This window comes from Formosa bonchosmolovskayae (assembly GCF_051016085.1).
GTDB lineage: Bacteria > Bacteroidota > Bacteroidia > Flavobacteriales > Flavobacteriaceae > Formosa.
Window position 1 is genome coordinate 547,965 of sequence record NZ_CP174605.1, and the last position, 24,010, is coordinate 571,974.

Here is a 24,010-nt window from a genome sequence, read left to right on the forward strand (position 1 = left end):
TTTTCAATTCAATTTAAAGGAAAAAAGCGACTAAGACTGCTCTTAATCGCTTTAAAATATTAGATTTTAATAAGATTACATCCCTATTAAACTCATAGCTTGCTTTAAAATCTCTGGATTACTAGAAATCCAACTCATTAATTTCTGAGTTAATTCTGGATTATCCATAACGTATTTCATTAATTGACCTTTAGCATCAGGGTTTTTAGTGATAAAATCTGTAACCTTGGCTTGCGTTTCCGGATTAGACTTTAAATACTCTGTTGCTTTGGTTCGTAAAGGAGATTCTTTATCGATTAAAGCTTCTTTTACTTTAGTTTGTGCTTCTGGATGACTTAAAAAATAAGATTTCATCTGGTCGGCACTCATACTAGAGACTGCGTTTGTAGCGGCTGTTGTTGTTGTCGACTTTGTGGAGTCACAGCTAGACAATGTTGCAAAACATAATGTAATAGCTAGTAGTAATACTGATTTTTTCATGTGAGTTAAATTACTGGTAAAAACATATAATTAAAATACTATAAAAATTTATATGTTGAATAAATAATTACACTTCAAAACTATTTGTTCTTAAGCATCTTTAAATACATCTGCTCTACTTTGGTTCTTGCCCAAGGTGTTCTTCTTAAAAATTTCAAACTGGATTTTATAGAAGGGTTTTCTGTAAAACAGCGTATTTTAATATTATAGCCCATATATTCCCAACCGTAATGCGCTTCCAGATCGACTAAAATCTGTTCTAGTTTTACACCGTGTAAGGGATTATTTGGTTGACTTTCCATAACTTAATTTCTTCTATCTCGCGTTCTTCGGCCAGAATTAGAAGCACTACTTTTAGTTGAACTTTTACTAGATCGGTTGCTTCCGCCTCCTCTAGGACTTCTATTTCTAGCGCCTCCTTGTTTAATTGGTTCGGTTGATGCATTTGGGTCTGGCTCGAAACCTTCAACAATCTCTATTGGAATTTTCATTCCGATTAATTTCTGAATATCTGTTAAGAAAGACGTTTCGTCTGCACTTACTAGCGATAGTGCTTCACCACTCGCTCCTGCTCTTCCTGTTCTACCAATTCGGTGAACATAATCTTCAGAAATGTTAGGTATTTCAAAGTTTATAACGTGAGGTAAAAGCGGAATATCTAATCCTCTGGCCGCGATATCTGTTGCAACCATTACACGAATACTTCCATTTTTAAAACCTTCTAAGGCTTTTGTTCTTGCACCCTGACTTTTATTACCGTGAATTGCTGCGGCTGTAATTCCCGAAGAAATCATTTTTTTAGTCAGGTTATTAGCGCCGTGTTTAGTTCTTGTAAATACTAAAACCTGTTGCCAGTTTCCTTCCGAAATTAATTTAATAATCAGCTCCGTTTTCTTAGCCTTAGCCACGCGATATACTTTTTGTTGAATAACCTCAACAGTCGTATTCTCTGGTGTAGCCTCGACAGAAATCGGATACGTTAAAATACCGTTCGCTAATTTTTTAATGTCCTTAGAAAAAGTTGCCGAAAACATTAAATTCTGACGTTTCTTAGGAATTAACTTAATTATACGCTCTATATCTCTTACAAATCCCATGTCTAACATGCGGTCTGCCTCGTCTAAAACAAATATCTCTACACTTGCTAAAGACAATATATTCTGATTGCACAAGTCCAATAATCGACCTGGAGTGGCTACTAAAACATCTACACCACGTTTAAGCGTTGCGGCTTGTGGTTTTTGATTAACACCTCCAAAAATAACAGCCGATTTTATATCTAAAAATTCGCTGTATTCTTTTACGTTCTCAAAAATCTGAGCTGCCAATTCTCGTGTTGGCGTTAATATTAAGGCGCGCACTGGGCGGTGTCTCTTTGTTGTTCCTTCGCTTAAAATTTGAAGTAATGGTAATGTAAAACCCGCGGTTTTACCTGTACCTGTTTGTGCCGATGCCAATACATCCTTCCCTTCTAAAATGGGTGGAATTGCTTTTTGTTGTATTGGAGATGGCGTGTCGTATCCTTTTTTATTGATTGCTTTCAATAAGGCATCAGATAGGCCTAGTGAATTAAATGACATACATTAGTATTGAAGAAAATGACATCCTATTTATTATGATATCATTCTTTATGAAGTTGCAAAAGTACGTTTAATTTTTCATGAATAGCATTATTTTAAGAAGACTTACTAAATCCCAATTCAAAGCACATTACTTAAACCACTAATTATTAGTCTGTTTTAAACGTAAGTCACCAACCAAGCAGTGTTAAAAAAATGAGTTTTTAAGACCTGAAAATCATAATTTATTAGTAAAAGCATAAATCGTAATCTGCTTTTACAATATTCATAAAAGAGTAAAACATCCGCTAAATAAATCGTATTTTTACAGTCCGCTTATCAGCTTTAGAATGTGTATAATTCTGAAGTTAAATATTATAATATCATGCATAATTTAATTCAGAAATACAATATTCCAGGCCCACGTTATACCAGCTATCCAACCGTTCCGTATTGGGATAAAGACGGGATTACTCTAGAAAACTGGATTTCAACAATTAAAAAATCTTTTACTGAATCTAATACCACAGAAGGCATTAGCCTGTATATTCACCTACCGTTTTGCGAAAGTTTATGTACGTTTTGCGCGTGTAATAAACGCATTACAAAACAGCATAGTGTAGAAGTGCCTTATGTAGATATGGTGTTAAAAGAATGGAGCATGTATTGTGATATTCTAGAAAACAAACCAAATGTTAAGGAAATACATTTAGGTGGCGGCACACCAACATTTTTTTCGTCTGAAAATTTAGCGAAATTAATTCATGGTATTTTTAAAACAGCCCATAAAGCTGAAGATTTTGAATTTAGTTACGAAGGCCACCCCAACTACACCACCAAAGAGCAACTGCAAGTGTTATTCGATTTAGGATTTACACGTAATAGTTTTGGTATTCAAGATTACGATCCTAAGGTACAAAAGGCGATTCACCGGATACAATCTTTTGAAGCCGTAAAACGTGTTACCGAAGATTCTCGTGCCATTGGTTACGACTCTGTGAGTCACGATTTAATTTTCGGCTTACCATTCCAAACCGAAGAAAGTATTCGAGAAACCATTAAAAAGACAGTCGAATTAAAACCCGACCGTATTGCATATTATAGCTATGCACATGTGCCGTGGATTAAAGGAAACGGACAACGCGGATTTAAAGACTCAGACTTACCACAGGATAACGAAAAACGAGCACTGTACGAACTAGGAAAGCAACTCTTTTTTGATGCGGGTTATGTAGAAATTGGTATGGATCATTTTGCTTTGCCTACAGATAGTATGTACGTGTCTATGAAAAATAAAAGTCTGCACCGTAATTTTATGGGATATACTTCTGGAAAAACAAAACTCATGATTGGTTTAGGCGTCTCGTCTATTAGCGATTCTTGGTATAGTTTTGCACAGAATGAAAAAAGTATAGACGATTATTATGCCCGTTTAGAAGCTAATGAATTACCTATATTTAAAGGGCATTTACTATCTACCGAAGACTTAGTGGTGAGACAACACATTCTTAATATTATGTGTAACCTAGAAACGTCTTGGAAATCTCCTGAGATGCAATTACAAGCATTACCAGAGATTTTATCGCATTTAAAAGAAATGGAAGCAGATGGTATTCTAGATATTTTTGAAGATCACTTAATTGTAAAAGAAGAAGGTCGCATGTTTATTAGAAACATTTGCATGGCCTTCGATTTAAAACTGCATGAAAGCAAACCAGAAACCAAATTATTTTCAATGACCATTTAACCTCATGCTTTAAAAAAAAATTATTAACTTACTTTCTCAAAATGGTAAATACATGAAAACGAAAACAACTTTTATTTTAGGGCTATTAAGTATTAGTGCAGGAGTATTCTTGCATTATTATCTTCAAAATGATGCATTCGATTTCTTTAAAGGTATTGCCTTTGGAAGTGGCATTGGTTTATTATTAACAGGACCTTTTGTTAAAAAGAAGCACGCTTAAATACACGTATACTTATATCACATATCATTTATCACTCACTATAAAAGGGAAGCAGTTGCTTCCCTTTTTCGATATTTAATCTAAAGCATTTTGTCACCTCCAGTGTATTCATTTAAATCAAAAAAACATCTAATACCATCCTCATTATTGTCTTAAAATTGATAAAATTACAGTTCATAAATACATGTTCAATATTTTAAAATATTATCTAATGAAATATTCAAAATACGTCATACCTGGAGCCTTAATCGTGTTAACCGCTATAATATTTACATCCTGCGCAACAATTCCTAAAAACGCAGAAGCTGTTAGCCCGTTTAAAAAAGAAAAATATTTAGGTAAGTGGTATGAAATTGCACGACTAGATTTTAAATTCGAAAAAAACCTAAATAACACCACTGCAAATTATTCTATTAATCCAGATGAAACCATTAAGGTTGTCAATCGAGGGTATAATTATGAAAAAGAAGAATGGACAGAAGCCGACGGAAAAGCAAAATTTGTAGATAGTGACACTATTGCAAAATTAAAAGTATCTTTCTTCGGTCCGTTTTATTCGGGATATAATGTCATTGCCTTAGCCGACGATTATAAGTATGCGCTTGTAGCCGGTAAAAATTTAGAATATCTATGGATTTTATCTCGTGAAACAACAATTCCTGAAGATATTAAGCAAGAGTTTTTAAATCAAGCCAAAGCTATTGGTTATAATACCGAAGATCTCATTTGGGTAGAACACACTAAATCATAAATTTATCTTAATTTATTTCTAATTTTTTCGCATATTTATTGGGTTACAATTACATAGCTTTTTCAATTTATTATTGAAAGCGCAATTAATGTAACAACGAATCAATAAAACCAACTTTATGAAAAAATTAGTAGCAGAATTTATAGGCACCATGTGGCTTGTATTAGGCGGATGTGGTAGCGCAGTATTAGCTGCAGGATATCCGGAATTAGGAATTGGATTTGTAGGAGTCGCGATGGCTTTTGGTCTTACCGTTTTAACCATGGCATATGCCATAGGCCATATCTCTGGCTGTCATTTAAACCCAGCCGTCACCATCGGACTTACAGTTGGCGGACGTTTCGACAAAAAATACGTTGTGCCTTATATTATAGCGCAAATTCTTGGAGGAATTTTAGGAGCCGGAATTTTATATCTTATCGCTTCCGGGAAAGCAGGCTTTGAGCTAGGTGGCTTTGCTGCTAACGGTTATGGCGAACACTCTCCAGATGGTTATAATATGATGTCTGCTTTAGTCACAGAAATTGTGATGACTTTCATGTTTTTAATGATAATTTTAGGAGCTACACATTCTAAAGCGCCAAAAGGTTTTGGTGGTTTAGCCATTGGTTTAGGACTAACCCTTATCCATTTAATTAGCATTCCTGTTACAAATACCTCGGTTAACCCTGCAAGAAGTACAAGTCAAGCCTTATTTGTTGGCGACTGGGCTTTGAGTCAGTTATGGTTATTTTGGGTTGCCCCTATTGTTGGAGCAATAATAGCTGGTGTGGTTTACAAATTTATATCTCCAGAAAAAACAGTATAGATTTTATTAAAATTTTCAGAAAAGAATCTACTTTTTAACTCACAAAGCGTTGGTTAAAAAGTAGATTCTTTATTTTTATGCCTTTCCTTCATTAAAATAGGATAGACATGGGTAAGAAAACAGATCATATAGCGCCACATATAGAAGACTTTATTAAAGAGCAGCATATCTTTTTTGTGGGAACAGCGGCCACTGAAGGGCGCGTTAATATATCTCCTAAAGGCACAGATAGTTTTAGAGTTATTAATAAAAACAAAATAGTTTGGCTTAATTTAACTGGAAGCGGTAACGAAACCGCAGCACATCTGTTACAAAACAACCGCATGACTATTATGTTTTGTGCGTTTGAAGGCAAACCTCTTATTTTAAGACTTTATGGAAATGCAACCATTTTTCACCCAAGAGACGACGCGTTTCAGAACTATAGCGATTTGTTTCCCGATGCTATTGGCTCCAGACAAATTATTGAAATGGATGTAGATTTAGTGCAAACCTCTTGTGGCTTTGGTGTGCCTTTTATGGATTTCAAAGCAGAGAGACCTACTTTAGACCAATGGGCAACACAAAAAGGACCTGAAGGTATTGCACAGTATTGGATTGATAAAAACACAAAAAGTATTGATGGTTTTGAAACTGAAATTATTAAATAATTATGAGCTATACACATATTGCTATCCACGTTACAAAAACACCAACTACTAAAGATTACATAAATTTCATCACCACCTCGGACGCCACAATTCTATCCGATTTTAAGGATAAAAAAGGTACATTTTTATCGGATGACACCTTAGACGAGTTTATAAATGATGAATTATTACATGATAAATACACCTTAACTGCAGACTCTAAAAGAAAATTATTAACGCTTTCGAGTGGGGAACGCAGAAAGGCATTATTCGATCATCTTTTAAAAGGAGACATACAGTTTTTGGTGCTTGTTAATCCGTTTGATTCTTTAGATGTTAATAATGTGACCTCGTTAAAAGAGCGCATAATTTCAATTTCAGAAAACGTTCCAATTATTCAATTTTTTAGTAGAAAGGATGAGATTCTACCCTGCGTTCAATACATTTTAGACTATAAAGATGGTGCATACACTACACTGCCTATATCCACATATTTAAATCAGGACGATAACGATGTGGTAGCACTTACAGCCCCGCTTCCCAAACCCATTTCTAAACAGGTAAATGATGTCCCTGAAACATTAATAGAATTGAAGAAAGTTAATGTATCCTACAACGACAAACCAATTTTAAAAGACATTAGTTGGTCTATTAAGCAAGGTGAATTTTGGGAATTAAAAGGGGCGAATGGTACAGGGAAATCGACTCTTGTAACGATGATGATTGGAGACAATCCTAAAGCATATGGTCAGGAGGTATATCTGTTTGGTTACAAACGTGGTTCTGGCGAAGCTGTTTGGGATATAAAACGCAACATCGGTTACTTTACGCCAAGTATGATGCATTTATTTAAAGGACAGCATACAGCCTTAAATATGGTTATTTCGGGACTAAAAGATAGTATTGGTTTATATCAGGTACCTACAGATTTAGAAGTCAATTTAGCGAAACAATGGTTACAGTTAATAGGCTTAGACACGATAAAAGACATCAATTATTTCTACCTATCGGAAACTAATAAACGTTTAATTTTAATTTGCCGAGCGATGATTAAACACCCGCCTTTAATACTATTAGACGAACCCACTGTTGGTCTAGACGATAAGGGCGCTATGGTTTTTATACGTTTAGTTCAGAAAATTGCAAAAGAAAGTAATACAGCGGTACTTTATGTGTCGCATAAAACAGAACCCGAATTAAAACCAACACATGTTTTTGAATTAGAACACACGGACCAAGGTTCAATAAGAAAACTAATCACCGCTACTTAGAATAGCATTGTAAATGGCAGACACAATATCAAGTACGACAGCACGTATTCCTAAACGTATTTTACCCCTTATTATAATTTCTCAATTCTGTTGTACCTCGCTTTGGTTTGCTGGAAACGGCGTTATGGACGACCTTATTAAAGTCTATCATTTAGATGCTTCTGTATTAAGTTTCCTAACCTCTTCGGTACAATTTGGTTTTATAATTGGGACATTTGTATTTGCCCTTTTTACAATTTCAGATCGGTATTCCCCGTCTAAAGTTTTTATGATAAGTGCGGTACTAGCTGCTTTTTTTAATCTCGGATTAGTCCGCCAAGGCCAAACACTCACCATTTTATTACTGTTACGATTTTTAACAGGCTTCTTCCTCGCTGGGATTTATCCTGTGGGAATGAAAATCGCCGCAGATTATTACAATACAGGCTTAGGAAAAGCCTTAGGGCTTTTGGTTGGTGCATTAGTTTTAGGCACGGCATTTCCTCATCTTTTAAGCACTGTTACCCAACACTTACCATGGGAAACAGTTATTTACACTACCTCACTACTTTCTTTATTTGGAGGTCTCATTATCTTAATCTTTGTGCCTAATGGTCCGTTTAGAAAACGTAGTACAAAAATCGATCTTTTGGCCCTCACTAAGCTTTTTAAAAACCGAGCCTTTAAAGGTGCTGCTTATGGCTATTTTGGACATATGTGGGAATTGTATGCCTTTTGGGCATTTACTCCTATTATGATAAAAACATATAACAACCTACATCCCGAAGCCCATTTAAATATTGCGCTATATTCTTTTTTAATTATAGGAATAGGTAGTTTAGGTTGTGTAATTAGCGGCTGGTTATCTACAATAAAGGGCCTTAAACCATCTGCTTTTTTTATATTATTAGTCTCTGCTATATGTTGTTTAGTATCGCCTTTAAGTTTTCACTTAACGTCTAGTCTGCTGTTTATCATCTTTATGATAATCTGGGGAATGTTTGTTGTTGCAGATTCTCCCCTCTTTTCTACATTAGTCGCTCATAATACAGCGTCTCATGCCAAAGGTAGCGCCTTAACTATTGTAAATTGTATTGGATATGCCATTACCATAGTAAGCATACAAACCTTAGGATTCTTACAGACTATATTAACTCCAACGTATGTGTATATAGCATTAGCTGTAGGTCCGATTATAGGATTACTAGCTTTAAAAAACGAGCGTACACAAGTTTAGACATAGCTCTTATTTATCCTTTTTATACACATGCGGATTTTCGACAATTCCCTTTTTAAACACTTTTCTAAGACTCATCCGTAAGAATGAATCGACCTTTAAAATCTGATTGGTTAATTTTTGCTCAGGGCGTCCTCTAAACGTAGTAACATGAAAGGAATCTGTTGTTTGCAACGGACTGTTTGAAAAGTAATAATTAGACACACATTGTCTCGAAGCATTTGCTGTAACAGGACTTACAGAATGCCATGATTTTTTATGGGTAGCCATAACAACTAATCGGTTGCATTTAGAATGCACTATAGTCTGAGGCGATTCTAGTCCGTTTGGCCAAAGCTCTAAATGGCCACCATTATTATCGTGCCAGTCCGGGGACACGTAATATAATAGATTTAACACACGCCAACGACTTCTGTCTTTATCATGAGAATTATCTAGATGCGGATTTAAAAACTGTCCGTTTTGCATAGCTGAAAGTCCACCAGCATATAAGTTTTCATCTGGATACAAATCATCTATGTCGCAAATGTCACTGACTAATTTCACGATCGCCTGATCTTGAAAAGCATAAATAACTTCTTCCAGAATAGGATTATATTTATCCATTTGTGCGGCCACATGTTTGTATTCACGTAAGCTTTTTTTAAGCACCATGTCTTCTGCCGAAGGAAATTGATTGTGAATTTGGTCTACAACATCCTGAGGTAAAATATGATCTAAATAAAAATACCCTATTTTATCTTTTGAAGCTTCATACTGCCGTTTTAAAACGTCTTTTTCGGAGGTTAATCGTTCTAGAATTAGTTTAGACAAACTGTTTCTATCCATAGCATATTCACTCATTTTAATTCAGTTTAAGCGGTCTAAAAAAATTATAGTTTGATGGTTCCTAAAGCGGATTCGCATTAAATGTATCCCCTTGAGACACATCTCCAGATTCGAATCCTTTTTTAAACCAACGCATACGTTGTGCAGAAGTACCATGTGTAAAAGAATCAGGCACCACACGACCAGTCGCTTGTTTTTGCAAACGATCGTCGCCAATAGCATTTGCCGCATTTAAAGCTTCTTCTAAATCTCCACTTTCCATCATATGCGTCATTTGCTGAGAGTGGTGTGCCCATACTCCTGCAAAATAATCGGCTTGGAGCTCTAAGCGCACAGAAAATTTATTGTATTCTGTTTCGCTAAGCTGACTTCTTAACTGTTGCATTTTATCTGAAATCCCCATAATTTTCTGAACATGATGTCCAACTTCGTGAGCAATAACATAGGCTTGTGCAAAATCGCCAGGAGCATTCATTTTACGCTCCATTTCATCAAAAAAGCTAAGATCTAAGTATAATTTTTCGTCTCCCGGACAATAAAAAGGCCCCGTAGCACTAGAAGCAGCACCGCAAGCAGAAGCCACAGACCCCGTAAACAGCACTAAAGTTGGTTCGCGATAATTAGTTAAAAGCTGATTCCAAACATCTTCGGTACTCGCTAAAATAGTGGTACTAAATTGGGCTAACTCTTCGTCTTTTTCGGTTGGTTGATAATTAGAAGACTCTGTTTGTATTGGTCCTCCACCTAAAAAATTACTAAATAAATTTAACGGATTATAGCCTGTTACCACAGAAAACAGCACCACGATTCCCACGACGATTAAACCCTTTTTAGAGAATAACATTTTCACTAAAGGAATTAATAGCATCGGACTTATTCCTCCAAAACCACCTCCAGATCTTGGTCCGCTTTGACCTCTTCTATCTTCTACGTTCGAACTTTGTCTTCTGCCCTGCCATTTCATAATGCACTAGTAATTTATTGGTTGGTTAATTTTTATAATTATTTTAACAAATCTACACTACCTAGTTTAGATGTACAATATAAATTTAAAAATGATTATAACTAAGAATCAGAGCTGTACAACTGTCTAGGCTTAATACCCTATAATAAATTAAAATCTAATTATTTTACGGGACCTAAAGGCATTACCACTTTTCTGTATACTTCGTTTAATAAGGTACCAACTCCCGCGTAAATAGCAGATGCTCCGCAGAATATGCCTTCGTAACCTGTTATGGTTCCTATGAGTTCGCTCCCGGTATAGCGTCCTAAAGCCAATAAGAAAAATAAGATGGTTAAACTTCCAAAGACAACCTGAAGGGCTTTACTAATTCTTAAGGTTCCGATAAAAAACAGACCTGTAAAAATTCCCCACATAATAAAATAGGCAATCATTCCTGAAGTCGATGTGCCTTCGTAAATGTCTAATTCGGGCATTAATAACAACCCGACTAACGTGAGCCAGAAAAAACCGTACGAGATAAAGGCGGTCATTCCAAAGGCATTATTTTTTTTGGATTCTAAAATTCCAGCAACAATTTGTGCCGATCCGCCGTAGAATATCCCCATGGCTAAGATCATAGAATTTAGTTCGTAAAAACCAGCATTATGCAGGTTTAATAATACGGTTGTCATCCCAAAGGCTAGAAGCCCTAAAGGACCTGGATTTGCTGAAGTGTCTTTAATAATTGTTACTGTAGAGTTTTCCATTAGTTTAGTTCGTTTTTAATATTTATATTCTGATTTTAATGTCATTTTTGTGACGCGTGTCTTTTACAACACCATTAACAATATACAATTGTAAAAGACTCAATACAGAGATAATCTCAAAAATAACGGTCAAAAATTACGAAATTTATACATATATATTATATTTAATTTAGAGTTTTTAATCAGATGAAAAAGTATATTTCCAAAAACAATAAACAGTAATGCAAAACATAAGTATTTTAGGATGTGGCTGGCTGGGTTTCCCCTTGGCAGAAGCATTAGTAGCCAAAGGATATTCGGTAAAAGGATCGACTACTACAACTGCTAAATTAAAAGCTTTAGAATCGGCTAACGTTTCACCTTATTTAATACATAGTGACAACGACAGCATACCTTCGGAATTTCTAAACTCAGATATTTTAATTATTCTAATTACCTCGAAAGATATAGACGCTTTTAAACGGCTGATAGCACAAATAGAAACCTCATCAATCCAATCTGTAATATACATCAGTTCAACTTCGGTTTATCCGAATTCCAACAGCGTTGTTACTGAAGAAAGCCCCACAAATGATAGTCCGTTAGCTCAAATTGAAAACCTTTTCAGACATAATACCTCTTTTCAATCGACCATTATCAGGTTCGGCGGGTTGTTTGGTTATCACAGAAAACCGGGAAACTTTATTCGTTCCCATAACACCATACCCAACCCAGAAGGCTTTATAAATCTTATACATCAAGACGATTGTATTGGCATATTACTGGCTATTATTGAACAAAATATCTGGAATGAGACCTTTAATGCATGTGCTGACTCGCATCCCAAACGTGCAGACTTCTATATTAAAGAAATGGCTAAAGTAAACCGTTTACATCCCATTTTAGATCCAGAATCTGAAAACACCTATAAAATAATTAGTCCAAAAAAACTCATATCTGTATTACATTATACCTTTAAATATTCTAATTTAATGGAATATTAATTCTTAAAAAACCACTCATTAACTCGTCTATGCATAACCACACTTTTAAATCCGTATTTCTAATCGCTGTTCTATTTCTAACACAGCTATCATTCGCACAAGTTTATAAAGATCAATTTGCACACACCTTTTCTATCGTTGCTAAAGATGTTAACACAGGAGAAATGGCTGTTGGCGTGCAAAGCCATTGGTTTAACGTAGGAAGTATCGTCGCTTGGGGAAAATCGGGTGTTGGAGTTGTAGCCACCCAATCGTTTGTAAATCCGGCTTACGGCCCTAACGGATTGGAGTTAATGCAAAGTGGCACGTCTGCGAAAGACGCTTTACAAACCTTAGTAACACAAGATGAGGGTCGAGATTTTCGTCAGGTCGCCATGCTAGATATTAATGGTAGTGTAGACGCTTTTACAGGCGCCAATTGTGTAGCATCTGCGCACCATATTGTAGGAGATAATTTTTCTGTACAAGCAAATATGATGCTTAACGACGCCGTTGTGCCTGCCATGGAACATGCTTTTAAAGCGCATAGTAATTTACCTTTGGCCGAACGGATTGTTAAAGTATTACAAGCTGCTCAAGCTGCAGGCGGAGACATTCGAGGGAGACAATCGGCGGCATTAATTGTCGTTGGACCTAAACTGGCAGCAAATGCTTGGCAAGACAAATTGGTTAATTTAAATGTTGAAGATAGCGCTGAACCTTTAGTAGAATTAGAACGCTTATTAAAAGTGCATAAGGCGTATAATTTTATGAATGAAGGCGATTTGGCTGTAGAGCATGGCGATATGGAAAAAGCTATGAACGCTTACGGCACAGCACAACGGATGTTTCCTGAAAATTTAGAGATGAAATATTGGACGGCGATTGCCATGGCCAATTCAGGACAATTAGATGATGCTTTACCTATTTTTAAATCTATTTTCGAGAAAGATAATAATTGGAGAACAATGACAGAACGTTTACCCAAGTCTGGTCTATTAACGGTTTCTAAAAACGAATTAGATCGTATTTTAAAACTCTAATCTCTAAAATTACAAACTAAAAAAGCCTTTGTTATATAAGTTATAACAAAGGCTTTTTTGTTGATTAAAAGGTCTTAATACTAAAACCGCTATTCTTTAAAATTTGAAATTCCAGTTTCTAACCATTTCTGATATTCGGTAGCGTCTGGAAGATACGCCACAGGTTCGATTAATTTCTCTTCGTCGTGATCTATAATCACATAAAACGGTTGCGAATTAGATTTGTATTTTACAGTTTGTAATTCACTCCATTTCTGTCCGATATACTTTAATTTCTTTCCCGGTTTTAATTGAGATTCTACCACATCGCCTTCTTCAAGCGGACGTTTATCATCTACATACAAAGAAATCAGTACCACATCGTTTTTCAAGATGCTTAAAACTCCTGGTTCTGGCCAAACGTTTTGCTCCATCTTTCTACAATTTACACAGGCCCATCCCGTAAAATCTAACATTATAGGTTTACCCACTTGCTTTGCGTAAGCCACACCTTTGTCGTAATCGTTAAAGGCCATAATATCGTGAGGCGCTAATAAATGTGCACCATCTGGCAATTCGGCATGCGTTGCTACACTAGCTCCTCCTCCGAGTTTAGAAAACCCAACCCCGTAAGGCGATTCGCTATATTCTTGTGGTGGCGGGAAGGCACTAATAAGATTTAAAGGTGCTCCCCAAAGCCCAGGAATCATATATATTGTAAACGACAATACGATAAGGCCTAAACTTAATCTTCCTACCGAAATATGAGACAAGGGAGAATCGTGCGGTAATTGTATTTTTCCAAACAAGTAAAATGCTAGTGTTCCGAAAATAGCAATCCAAATTGCAATAAAGACTTCACGTTCTAAAAAGTGTGTTTGTAACACCAAATCGGCTTGAGATAAAAATTTGAAAGCCAAAGCCAACTCTAAAAATCCTAAAACCACTTTAACCGTATTTAACCAGCCTCCAGATTTTGGCAAAGAATTTAACCATCCCGGGAATGCGGCAAACAATGCAAATGGCAATGCTATAGCCAACGAGAATCCGAACATCCCGATTATTGGTGCTAGTCCTCCTTTAGAAGCAGATTCTACTAAAAGTGTTCCTACAATTGGTCCAGTACAAGAAAATGATACTATGGCTAAGGCTAAGGCCATAAAGAAAATTCCAACTAAACCACCACGATCGGCTTGAGAATCGACCTTATTTGCCCAAGAATTTGGTAAAACAATTTCGAAAGCACCTAAGAATGAGGTTGCGAAAACCACTAATAATATAAAGAAAATAATATTAAACCACACATTGGTTGCCAAAGCATTTAAAGCACTTGCTCCAAAAATACCCGTTACTGCAGTTCCTAACAACACATAAATAACTATAATACTAACCCCGTAAATTACAGCATTTTTAATACCCGCTGCCTTTGTTTTACTTTGTTTGGTAAAGAAGCTCACCGTCATAGGAATCATAGGAAACACACAAGGTGTTAACAAAGCCGCAAAACCCGATAGAAAAGCAATAAAAAAGATAGACCACAATCCTTTATTAGAAGCGGCTTTCTCGGTAGCTTCAATGGTGTTCTCTAATTTTTTTTCTTGTGTATTTTCTGTAGCAGTGGCTTTAGTTCCTGCAGTAGCAGACTCATCAATAACAAATTCTAATTCGACTTCTGTAGGTGGCAAACATCGCGTATCGTCGCACACCATAAACTCGACAAACCCATTTATGGTTTTAACGGGTTGAGACAACTTTACAAGCTGTACAAACTCCGACTCGCCTTCAAATAATTTAATTTTCATTTCGAAAACAGGATCATCTATAACATGTCCTTCTCCCTCGGTAGTATTCCCTTCTAAACTAAATGTTTCTTCAGAATTATCGTAAATAAAAGTTGTTGGAATGGGACCACCTTCTGGTACAAATTGAGAATACAAGTGCCACCCAATATCTACGTTGGCCGTTGAAATTAATTTATATTCGGTATCGGAAACTTTCTCTACAGTAGTCGACCATTTTACAGGATCTAAAATTTGAGAAAAAGAGGTTAAACTGAAGGTAAATAAGAGAACAAGTAAAAGATGCTTCATAATAACTGAAAAGTAAAAGAGATTTAAATGACTGGTCTTAAATAAGACCTTTTGGTATTTTCAATATGCTGCAAATATACGTCTACTACTAACAAAACACCCATTCCTTTATAAACTAATTAACGTTTAATATATTAACCAGAATAGTTTTATTGGGATTTACAGTAGCTTATAGTTCAAGATGAGGAAATGTTTAAAGTACAAAGCAAAAAAAACAGCCCTAGAGAGCTGTTTTTATTTAAGTATAAACTAAAATACGTTTAGAATTTATTTCATGCCTTTCTTCTTAACACCAAAACGGTATTGCAATCCTGTCATAAGAAAACGTTGCTCGTCGGATAAACTATACTCTCCTCTTAGCATCCAATGTTTATTAATCTGCATATTAAACCCCATTTGAAAGGTCACCGTTTGAAGAAGTTCTTTTTTAATTTCATAATCTACTCTAGTTGAAAATAAACCACTTTCGTTTACTCTTTCTTCAATTGTAGTTAAGGCTTGGTTTTGAGCTTGCAGTTTAATTTTTTCAGCAGGAGTTGTACCTTCAGCATCTATAAGCTCTTGATTACTCGCAATTTTTGCATCTACCGTTTGGTTAAATGTCGCGTCTAATTCCGGAAACACTTCATCTAGCCCGATTCCACCAGCATTTCCATCTGCACCAACAAAATCACGATACATAACTCCCGCATAAGGCGCTATAAAAAAGTCTTTGTTTTTTTGAGATAACCCAAAACGATATCCTCCTCTAGCCGATAAGGTTGCATATCCCACTTGATCTTTTAGCAATTCTGTATCTGTAACTGAATAATTAAAATCTGTACTCAAGAAGTAGTTATTCCATCCAAAAACTAAAGTCGCACCAATACCGTATGTTCTGGCATCAAACTCCACTTCCGATGAAAATTCTGGCAACTGCAAAATAATTTCTCCTGTTGCATCTTTCCATGTTGGCTGTAGTGCCACTTGCGTTCCTCCTGTTACCGAAGACATTAATCCATAAACACTAAGAAAAGGTAATACCCAAGCATCTGCTCTAAAGTTCAAACCATTTGTAGTTGCACTTACCTGAGTAAAATTTAGAGTTTCTACATTTAAAACATCAGAGAAATCTCGACCTCCAATTTCCAAACCAAATTCAGTAATCTCCAAATCCATGTACACGTTAACATAGTTTAAGTTAACCCCAAAAGGAAGTTGAAGTTGATCACCATACCCTTTATCGGTAACTTTTTGCCCCCAAACCGGTAAGACATATGGGTATATTATAGAATCTTGTTCTTGAGGTGCCATTTCTTGTGCTGTCGCTTGAAAAGGCAAACTAAAAATTACTGCTAATAACAGGATGGAAAGTTGTTTCATTCTGGTTTAAAAATTAATTAATTGGCTTATTATTTTTCTTTCATGCTAGTTTATATGTCAATCTTTTTCACCACTTGTTATGATTTAACAAGCAGTATTAGATTAAAATAATCTATAGCACTTGGCAGAATCTAAATTGGTGCTAACATCTTAAATAGCCACTATAACTAAGGTTAATTGAACTTTTTAATATTTTTTCACATTTCAAAAATAATTTAAAAGCGTATTATAAAAAACTATTGCACATAAAAAATTATAAAAATCACAAATACCTCAAATCTCTAAACCTTAAGAGACTAAATTGTACGGCGCATATTTAGTGATGAAAGATGAACAAGCCTTCAATTAAATCTATTTAAAGCAAGTAAAATAAAACTAATAAGAACTATTTGTTTAAAGTCTAATACGACTCAAACTATTTAAACCTAATTCACTCATTTATAAATAGTCAATAATTATATTTGTTTTTAAATACAAAAGTATTTGTCGCAGATATAATAGTCTACCCTAATCCTTATGGCTAATAACCCCAAATCCAAAAAAAATAAATGAAAAATTTTAAGCGCGTAATTATTTTAACAGTCACCGTATTAGCCTTTATGTTTTCAACGTCTTGTAGTAGCGATGATGGTGCCCCGAATGAAAACACTTTAGTAGGTACTTGGAAAGAAATCTCTGTACAACAAAAAGAGTATTTAAATGGCGATTTAATAAGTGATACCATAACAAGCCCGGAAGCAGACGACGTTGTTTTGATTACACTTAGATCCGACAATACATTTACGTCTAATTCTAATACGCTTGGCGAAGTAAGCTCTGGCACCTATAGTATAGACGGTAATACGATAGCTATAATTGAGGACGACCTAGACATGGACGCCCAGCAAGTTGAAACAACATACGAAGTTACTGGCGATACGCTTTACTTAACCGGCGAACAAGAAGTGAGTTATAACGAAACCTCTTATAAATTTGAGTTTAAAATGACACTACTCAGACAATAAGTACATGCGATCCAGATGGACTTAATCATGAGCATGTTATGAGATAGTTTCGCATTTTTATAGATCTGACGAGCACGTAAATAAAGAAGCTGAGAACCTATTAACACTACCTTATATCTCTAAACATTTATTTAATTATATTTGGATACATACAATGGGCGTAAATGCACTTGTGCGTTTACTTGTATGTTAGCAAAATTAAAAAAACAACAGAGAGATTAATATGAAAAACTTTATAATCTTATTGGTTACATTAATAACCACACTTACATCAACTGCTCAAGACATTACAGGTCAATGGAATGGTGTTTTAAAAGTCCAAGGAACACAATTAAGACTTGTGTTTAATGTTAAGCAAACTAAAAATGGTTTTAGCTCAACAATGGACAGTCCAGACCAAGGAGCAAATGGTATTCCTGTTACAAATACAACGTTTGAAAACCCGAAAATTAAATTTGAAGTAACTAATGCTAGAATTGAATATGATGGAGAATTAAGTGGGGATGAAATTATTGGAACTTTTAAACAAGGAGGACAAGAATTTCCTATGAATCTATCCAGAGAAGCAATCAAGAAAGAAATTGTAAAGCGACCTCAAGAACCGATAAAACCTTATCCATATTATTCTGAAGATGTAGTATTTGAAAATACAAAAGCTAATGTTTCATTATCTGGAACATTAACTTTACCAAAGAAGGGCGGAATTTTTCCAGTCGTAATTTTAATTACAGGAAGTGGACCACAAAATAGAGATGAAGAACTATTAGGACACAAACCATTTTTAATAATTTCAGACTATTTAACCAAAAATGATATTGCAGTTTTACGATATGATGACAGAGGAGTTGGACAATCAACAGGGGATTTTAAAACTGCAACTTCTGCAGACTTTGCAACTGATGTTGAAAGTGCTATTGCATACTTAAAAACAAGAAAAGAGATTAAGAAAAATAAAATTGGTCTAATTGGACATAGTGAAGGTGGCTTAATTGCACCTATAGTTGCTTCAAAATCAAAAGATGTAAATTTCATAGTATTATTAGCAGGCACAGGAATTCAAGGAGATAAACTGTTACTACTTCAACAAGAACTAATTGCCAAAGCTAATGGTGTTTCAGAAACAGAAATAGAGAAAACAATACAGAACAATTCAAAAGTATTTGAAATGGTTGTAAAGTCTAATGACAATCAAAAATTAAAAACCGACCTGACAAATCTACTCAATGAATTGCTTGAACATGAATCAAAGGATGAAATCCCAAATGGAATGACCAAAAAGGAATTTGTTTCAATGCAAGTAAATCAAATTGCAAGTCCTTGGATGGTATACTTTATGAAATTTAATCCGATCACAACATTAGAACAAGTAACCTGTCCTGTTTTAGCTGTAAATGGAGAAAAAGATTTACAAGTTCCACCAAAAGAAAATTTAATAGCCATAAAAAATGCTTTGACAAAAGGGGGAAATAAAAATGTAACTACAAAGGAATTTCCAAATCTGAATCATTTATTTCAAGAGTGTGAAACGGGTTCTCCAAATGAATACGGAACTATTGAACAGACATTTTCACCCATTGTATTAGAAGAAATCACAAAGTGGATAAAAACACAAACGAAATAAAAACTTTGCACAACAAAGTACTGCGGTAAAAAAGCATTAACTTTTCACTAAAGTACTTCTATATGAGTCATCATATATTAAAGCCCGTTTTTTACTCTTCACTTTTGTTTACTATCCGCTCCTAAAGTTCCGGACATACACTATTGGCTTTACAAGCATTTAAGAGCTACAGAAAATGCAATTAATTTATACAACAAAATACCATTTCATTTATCTTTAGACTACAAAACCCCAAATAGGGTATCTCAATTATCAGCTTAAAGCCAATTTTTAACTGTAGCCGTATTTTCGGGACTAGACATTGAATCCGAGCATTATGAAAATTATTATTATTATTATGAAAAAAGCCTTACTTATTTTAAGTATATTATTTACATCTTTATCTATTTCTCAAGTTCAAATTGGTTCTGATATTGATCCTTTAAATGCTCTAGGACAATTTGGAAAAAGCGTTAGTATGTCCTCAAGTGGTAATATAGTGGCTGCTACTGGTGGAAATACTACTACAAATAAAAGTTTTGTGCGTGTATTTCAAAATAATTCGGGTGTCTGGACTCAATTTGGTTCTGATATAAATGATATAAATAGCGAAGATTGGTTTGGAAGAAGTATAAGCATGTCATCCGATGGTAATAGAATAGCTATAGGCATACCTTTGAGAGATATAAATGGAACAGACTCTGGAGCTGTAGAGGTATATGAAAATTTGAGCGGTACATGGACTCAAGTAGGTTCTGACATATTAGGACAATCAGAAATTGAAAATTTAGGACAATCTGTTAGTTTATCTTCGGACGGCAACATATTAGCCATTGGAATACCCGAACACAACGAATTTTCGAATGGGACTAAAACAGGAAGGGCTGTGATTTATGAATACGTAAATGGACAATGGAGTCAGATAGGTTCAGATATTATGGGAGAAAATGCAGGTGATTGGTTCGGGGACAATATAAACTTATCATCAGACGGAAGTACTATCGCTATAGGAACTTCAAGGAATAGTGAAAGTCAATCAAATTCAGGAACTGGTCAAGTTGAAGTCTATAGGAATATATCTGGAGTTTGGACACAAATAGGTTCTGATATAAATGGTTTAGTAAATGATTATATTGGAGAAAGTATAAGTTTGTCTTCAGATGGGAATATCGTTGCTTTTGGAGCACCATCTAGCTATGGATTTAGAGGTAGTGCAAGAGTATATAAAAATATCGAAGGTATTTGGACTAAAATTGGTGATGATATTTTAGGTGAGTATTCGACTGATTTTTGCGGTTCTACACTTAGCTTATCTTCTGACGGTAATATATTAGCAGCAGGTTCACCTTTAAATTATGAAAATGGAGGACAATCAGGTCATGTACGTATTTTTAAAAACATATCAGGTAATTGGACTCAAATAGGTTCAGATATAGATGGGGAAGCAGCCAATGATTTAAGTGCTGAAAAAAATAATTTAAGTTTATCAGCAGATGGCGGAATTGTTGTTATTGGAGCATGGCAAAATGAAGGCGGTTTTTCTACTTATGGTTCTGGCCATGTTCGGGTTTTTGATTTATCTGAAGTTTTATCTGTAGATAGCTATGTATTAGAAAATACAAATGTCTATCCTAACCCAACAAGCAAGGTTTTCACAGTTCAAATGGATAAGAATATTCAGTTTATAAAACTAAGTGTTTTTAATACTTTAGGAAAGAAAATTTTAGAATCACATCAAAAAGAAGTGAATATTGAAAATCTTTCAAAAGGACTTTATTATGTGAAAATAAAATCAGATAAAGGAGAAACGACAAAAAAAATTATAGTGAATTAATTATAAAAACTTGCTACAACAAAGTACTGTGGAAAAAAACAAGTAAAAAAGCATTAACGTTTCACTAAAGCACTTCTTTATGAGTCATCATATATTAAACCAGATTTTGCGATAGCAAAAACCTGTTTTAGAAGCTTATTACACACAGCTATTAAAGCCAGTTTTTCACTCTACCCTTTTATTTACTATCCGCTCCTAAAGTTCCAGACTTACCTTATTGGCTTTACAAGCTTTATCGGCTTTAAAAAATGCAATTAATTTATACAACGATATACCATTTCATTTATCTTTAGACTATAGAACACCAAATATGGTATATCAATTATCAGCTTAAAACCAATTTTGAGCTGTTTATATATTTCAGGACAAGACATTATGAAACTATGAGATTGATTTTATTTTTTTTACTTTCAATCCCAAGTATATTATTTGCTCAAAATATCAGCGGAACTATTTATGACGATGGAAGCACACTTGAATACGTAAGTGTTATCAATATCACCAAGAATTTCGAATCATTTTCTGATGCTAATGGATTTTTCACAATTGAGGCTATTGAAAATGACACTATATTATTTTCTTCCTCATTTCATATTGATAAAAAAATCTTAGTTACCAATGATTATTTGGACAAAGAGGTCACCATTCAATTAGAACAAAAAATAAATAATCTTGAAGAAGTAATAATAAGTAACTATTCTTTTGATGAGGATCAATTTAATTCAAATTTTAAAAATCAAATATTATATGATCTTGACCATAATATGCAGGCTTATGAACAGCCATCGAATGGGAATGTAGATTTTAGAAAGATTTTTATACGTGCAGACAAACTTCTGAGTAAAGACAAAAAAAATAAGTCTTCTATAACACCTAATTATATTACCTATTCTGAATTAAAATTACTTTTTTTAGAACACGAGTTTAATAATGAAAAATTGACAGATGTATTAAAGATAAAAGAGGAAAACGTTGACCTATTCATGGACTTTTGCAGAGGGAAAATCAAAAGTGAATTGCTTGAGGAAAAAAACAATTTTTTATTATTGGACAAATTGATAGATTTATCAACGAAATTTAAAAAACTAAGCGCAGAATAACTATACCCAATAAAATACTGTGGTAAAAAATATTAACGTTTCACTAAAATACTTCTTTATGAGTCATCATATATTAAAGCCAGTTTTTCACTCTTCCCTTTGTTTACTATCCGCTCCTAAAATTCCGGACATACACTATTGGATTTTCATGCGTTTATCGGCTAAAAAAAAATATAATTAATTTATACAACGACATACCATTTCATTTATCTTTAGATTATAAAACACCAAATATGGTATATCAATTATCAGCTTAAAACCAATTTTTAACTGTAGCCGTATTTTCGGGACTAGACATTGGAAAAAAACATCGCGATAAAATCAAACTTTAAAAAATGATTGGGATTGCTGTCTTTTTTATAGTACTCGGAATAATTATAAGATACGGAAAAATGTACTTTCTGATTGCAGGTTATAATACTAAGCCAAAAGAAGAACGTGCGAAATTTAATGCTGACGGAATTGCAACTGTATTTAGGAACTCAATGTTTGGAATGGCAATAATTATGATTATCGGATATTTTTTGGCTAATTGGCTGAATAATCCTGATATTGAAAATGTGACATTTTTTGGAGCAATTTTGATTGGAATTCCATATTTAGTAATTAAATCAAATTCAGATAAATTCAAAATAAAATGATTACTGAAAACTCTCTATTTTTAATTCCATTTAGTAGCGGACTGATTTTTATTGTTGTCGGAATAATTATGTATAAATTTCCGCCAAAAAAAATTAATGGAATTTATGGCTATAGAACTTCAAATTCAATGAAAAGTCAAGAAAGGTGGGATTTTGCTCAAATTTATTCCTCTAAACAAATGATGAAGTACGGAGGTTTACTTTCTTTATCGGGAATTATAGGTTTATTTTTCCAACCGAGCGAAAAAACTTCGACAGTTTTAGGCTTGGGCTTTATGATTTTAATGGTAATTTTATTATTAGTAAAAGTTGAGAAAAAATTAAAGGAAGAATTTAAAAATAGTGAATAACAACGCACCACAACAATGTATATAAAACATAGCTAATATAGGCTTTTCGAGAGGTTTGTGTGTATTTGTCAAGACCGCCAAATTTTTAAATTTGGCTTTTAATAAAATAAAGATAAAAAGAAAAATTTAAAAATTCGGCTCGTGTATAATCCGAAACGATAGCGTCTTTTTGCACGCTACGTTTCATATACGGAGACGTTGTAAACCATATGAGGAAAATCACACTACATAGACCAAAAGAGAGTTTCAACAAGAACTGTACGTATGAAATATTGGTCGGAAAAAGAACTCTGACTGAATTGAAAAATGGAGAGGAAAAAAGTATTGAAATCCCGAATGAATTTAAGAACGAAACTTTGAAAGCTAAAATTCAGTGGTGTGGAAGTGAAAAAATGGAATTGAGGAATTTAACTGAAAACGATAAAATAATTATCAGCGGAAATAAATTTCTAAACAGAAAACTTCCATTTTTTGGAGCAATGTTTCCTTTAACCGGAATAATGATTTTTAGTACTAAAAATATAATTTCAAAAAATATCGGAATTGGAATTTTAATGATATTTCTTGTTGGCCTAATTGGAACATTGACAATCGGAAAAAACAAATGGTTGAAATTGAAAAAAGAATAAAAACACGGTTTACAACAAAGTACTGTGGTAAAAAACAAGTAAAAAAGCATTAACGTTTCACTAAAATACTTCTTTATGAGTCATCATATATTAAAGCCAGTTTTTCACTCTTCCCTTTGTTTACTATCTGCTCCTAAAGTTCTGGACATACACTATTGCCTTTAAAAATGCAATTAATTTATACAAGGACATAA

The 24,010-nt window shown here is 34.2% G+C and carries 24 protein-coding genes and 1 pseudogene; 16 read left to right on the forward strand and 9 right to left on the reverse strand.

Annotation, left to right across the window (positions count from 1 at the left end; genetic code table 11):
* Positions 1-75: 75 nt before the first annotated feature.
* From ACKC83_RS02235 to ACKC83_RS02245, 3 genes are all read right to left on the reverse strand, one after another.
* Positions 76-480: a hypothetical protein gene (locus ACKC83_RS02235; protein ID WP_434036881.1), complete on the reverse strand. Its 405-nt coding sequence runs from the start codon at positions 478-480 to the stop codon at positions 76-78.
* A gap of 80 nt (positions 481-560) precedes the next feature.
* Positions 561-782, reverse strand: coding sequence for a VF530 family DNA-binding protein (locus ACKC83_RS02240; protein WP_414035107.1), 222 nt, complete (start codon positions 780-782; stop codon positions 561-563).
* A 3-nt stretch (positions 783-785) separates the two neighbouring features.
* A complete protein-coding gene (locus ACKC83_RS02245; protein WP_434036882.1) occupies positions 786-2,060 on the reverse strand; it encodes a DEAD/DEAH box helicase in 1,275 nt (424 codons plus the stop codon).
* 361 nt (positions 2,061-2,421) lie between these two features.
* Between ACKC83_RS02245 and hemN the strand changes: the two genes are divergently transcribed.
* The 7 genes from hemN (at position 2,422) to ACKC83_RS02280 (ending at position 8,681) form a co-directional block, all read left to right on the forward strand.
* Positions 2,422-3,786 (forward strand): oxygen-independent coproporphyrinogen III oxidase, encoded by a 1,365-nt coding sequence (gene hemN, locus ACKC83_RS02250; RefSeq protein WP_434037752.1) that lies wholly within the window; start codon positions 2,422-2,424, stop codon positions 3,784-3,786.
* A gap of 52 nt (positions 3,787-3,838) precedes the next feature.
* Complete coding sequence (locus tag ACKC83_RS02255; RefSeq protein ID WP_434036883.1) at positions 3,839-4,006, forward strand: hypothetical protein; 168 nt, start codon at positions 3,839-3,841, stop codon at positions 4,004-4,006.
* 211 nt (positions 4,007-4,217) lie between these two features.
* Positions 4,218-4,757 carry a lipocalin family protein gene (locus tag ACKC83_RS02260; protein ID WP_434036884.1) on the forward strand — a complete coding sequence of 180 codons (540 nt, stop codon included), beginning with the start codon at positions 4,218-4,220 and terminating at the stop codon, positions 4,755-4,757.
* 100 nt (positions 4,758-4,857) lie between these two features.
* Positions 4,858-5,565, forward strand: coding sequence for an aquaporin Z (gene aqpZ, locus ACKC83_RS02265; protein ID WP_434037753.1), 708 nt, complete (start codon positions 4,858-4,860; stop codon positions 5,563-5,565).
* Positions 5,566-5,672: 107 nt separating this feature from the next.
* The gene (locus ACKC83_RS02270) at positions 5,673-6,215 is read left to right on the forward strand and encodes a pyridoxamine 5'-phosphate oxidase family protein (RefSeq protein ID WP_434036885.1); all 543 of its coding nucleotides are present in this window, start codon (positions 5,673-5,675) and stop codon (positions 6,213-6,215) included.
* A 2-nt stretch (positions 6,216-6,217) separates the two neighbouring features.
* On the forward strand, positions 6,218-7,465 hold the full coding sequence (locus ACKC83_RS02275; protein ID WP_434036886.1) for an ABC transporter ATP-binding protein: 1,248 nt from the start codon (positions 6,218-6,220) through the stop codon (positions 7,463-7,465).
* A gap of 13 nt (positions 7,466-7,478) precedes the next feature.
* Entirely contained in the window at positions 7,479-8,681 is a 1,203-nt protein-coding gene (locus tag ACKC83_RS02280) for an MFS transporter (protein WP_434036887.1), read from the forward strand.
* A gap of 9 nt (positions 8,682-8,690) precedes the next feature.
* Here the strand turns inward: ACKC83_RS02280 and ACKC83_RS02285 are convergent, their stop codons facing one another.
* From ACKC83_RS02285 to ACKC83_RS02295, 3 genes are all read right to left on the reverse strand, one after another.
* On the reverse strand, positions 8,691-9,524 hold the full coding sequence (locus ACKC83_RS02285; RefSeq protein ID WP_434036888.1) for a 2OG-Fe(II) oxygenase: 834 nt from the start codon (positions 9,522-9,524) through the stop codon (positions 8,691-8,693).
* A 46-nt stretch (positions 9,525-9,570) separates the two neighbouring features.
* Complete coding sequence (gene ypfJ, locus ACKC83_RS02290; protein WP_414035099.1) at positions 9,571-10,473, reverse strand: KPN_02809 family neutral zinc metallopeptidase; 903 nt, start codon at positions 10,471-10,473, stop codon at positions 9,571-9,573.
* 161 nt (positions 10,474-10,634) lie between these two features.
* Positions 10,635-11,222, reverse strand: a complete 588-nt coding sequence (locus ACKC83_RS02295; protein WP_434036889.1) for an acetate uptake transporter — start codon at positions 11,220-11,222, stop codon at positions 10,635-10,637.
* Positions 11,223-11,443: 221 nt separating this feature from the next.
* Here ACKC83_RS02295 and ACKC83_RS02300 point away from each other — a divergent pair, with 221 nt between their 5' ends.
* Positions 11,444-12,205, forward strand: a complete 762-nt coding sequence (locus ACKC83_RS02300; protein ID WP_434036890.1) for an NAD(P)-binding domain-containing protein — start codon at positions 11,444-11,446, stop codon at positions 12,203-12,205.
* A 29-nt stretch (positions 12,206-12,234) separates the two neighbouring features.
* On the forward strand, positions 12,235-13,227 hold the full coding sequence (locus tag ACKC83_RS02305) for a DUF1028 domain-containing protein (RefSeq protein ID WP_434036891.1): 993 nt from the start codon (positions 12,235-12,237) through the stop codon (positions 13,225-13,227).
* 89 nt (positions 13,228-13,316) lie between these two features.
* Here ACKC83_RS02305 and ACKC83_RS02310 read toward each other — a convergent pair whose 3' ends face one another.
* A complete protein-coding gene (locus ACKC83_RS02310) occupies positions 13,317-15,296 on the reverse strand; it encodes a protein-disulfide reductase DsbD family protein (RefSeq protein ID WP_434036892.1) in 1,980 nt (659 codons plus the stop codon).
* A gap of 267 nt (positions 15,297-15,563) precedes the next feature.
* Complete coding sequence (locus ACKC83_RS02315) at positions 15,564-16,658, reverse strand: hypothetical protein (protein ID WP_434036893.1); 1,095 nt, start codon at positions 16,656-16,658, stop codon at positions 15,564-15,566.
* A gap of 548 nt (positions 16,659-17,206) precedes the next feature.
* On the opposite strand from ACKC83_RS02315, the gene ACKC83_RS02320 reads away from it, so the two are divergent.
* The 3 genes from ACKC83_RS02320 to ACKC83_RS02330 all read left to right on the forward strand — a co-directional run bounded on the left by ACKC83_RS02320 (position 17,207) and on the right by ACKC83_RS02330 (position 21,096).
* Complete coding sequence (locus ACKC83_RS02320) at positions 17,207-17,662, forward strand: lipocalin family protein (RefSeq protein WP_434036894.1); 456 nt, start codon at positions 17,207-17,209, stop codon at positions 17,660-17,662.
* A 223-nt stretch (positions 17,663-17,885) separates the two neighbouring features.
* On the forward strand, positions 17,886-19,283 hold the full coding sequence (locus tag ACKC83_RS02325; RefSeq protein ID WP_434036895.1) for an alpha/beta hydrolase family protein: 1,398 nt from the start codon (positions 17,886-17,888) through the stop codon (positions 19,281-19,283).
* Between the two features lie 301 nt (positions 19,284-19,584).
* The gene (locus ACKC83_RS02330; protein ID WP_434036896.1) at positions 19,585-21,096 is read left to right on the forward strand and encodes a T9SS type A sorting domain-containing protein; all 1,512 of its coding nucleotides are present in this window, start codon (positions 19,585-19,587) and stop codon (positions 21,094-21,096) included.
* 77 nt (positions 21,097-21,173) lie between these two features.
* On the opposite strand, the pseudogene ACKC83_RS02335 reads toward ACKC83_RS02330, so the two are convergent.
* Positions 21,174-21,330: pseudogene (locus ACKC83_RS02335) on the reverse strand (IS110 family transposase); the annotation flags it as partial.
* 149 nt (positions 21,331-21,479) lie between these two features.
* Between ACKC83_RS02335 and ACKC83_RS02340 the strand changes: the two are divergent.
* The 4 genes from ACKC83_RS02340 to ACKC83_RS02355 all read left to right on the forward strand — a co-directional run bounded on the left by ACKC83_RS02340 (position 21,480) and on the right by ACKC83_RS02355 (position 23,816).
* Positions 21,480-22,196, forward strand: a complete 717-nt coding sequence (locus ACKC83_RS02340; RefSeq protein ID WP_434036897.1) for a carboxypeptidase-like regulatory domain-containing protein — start codon at positions 21,480-21,482, stop codon at positions 22,194-22,196.
* A gap of 335 nt (positions 22,197-22,531) precedes the next feature.
* Complete coding sequence (locus ACKC83_RS02345) at positions 22,532-22,837, forward strand: DUF3784 domain-containing protein (protein WP_434036898.1); 306 nt, start codon at positions 22,532-22,534, stop codon at positions 22,835-22,837.
* Positions 22,834-23,187, forward strand: a complete 354-nt coding sequence (locus ACKC83_RS02350) for an SdpI family protein (RefSeq protein ID WP_414036800.1) — start codon at positions 22,834-22,836, stop codon at positions 23,185-23,187. Before ACKC83_RS02345 ends, ACKC83_RS02350 begins: the two co-directional genes overlap by 4 nt.
* Positions 23,188-23,396: 209 nt before the next feature.
* Positions 23,397-23,816 carry a hypothetical protein gene (locus tag ACKC83_RS02355; RefSeq protein ID WP_434036899.1) on the forward strand — a complete coding sequence of 140 codons (420 nt, stop codon included), beginning with the start codon at positions 23,397-23,399 and terminating at the stop codon, positions 23,814-23,816.
* The last annotated feature ends 194 nt before the right edge of the window (positions 23,817-24,010 follow it).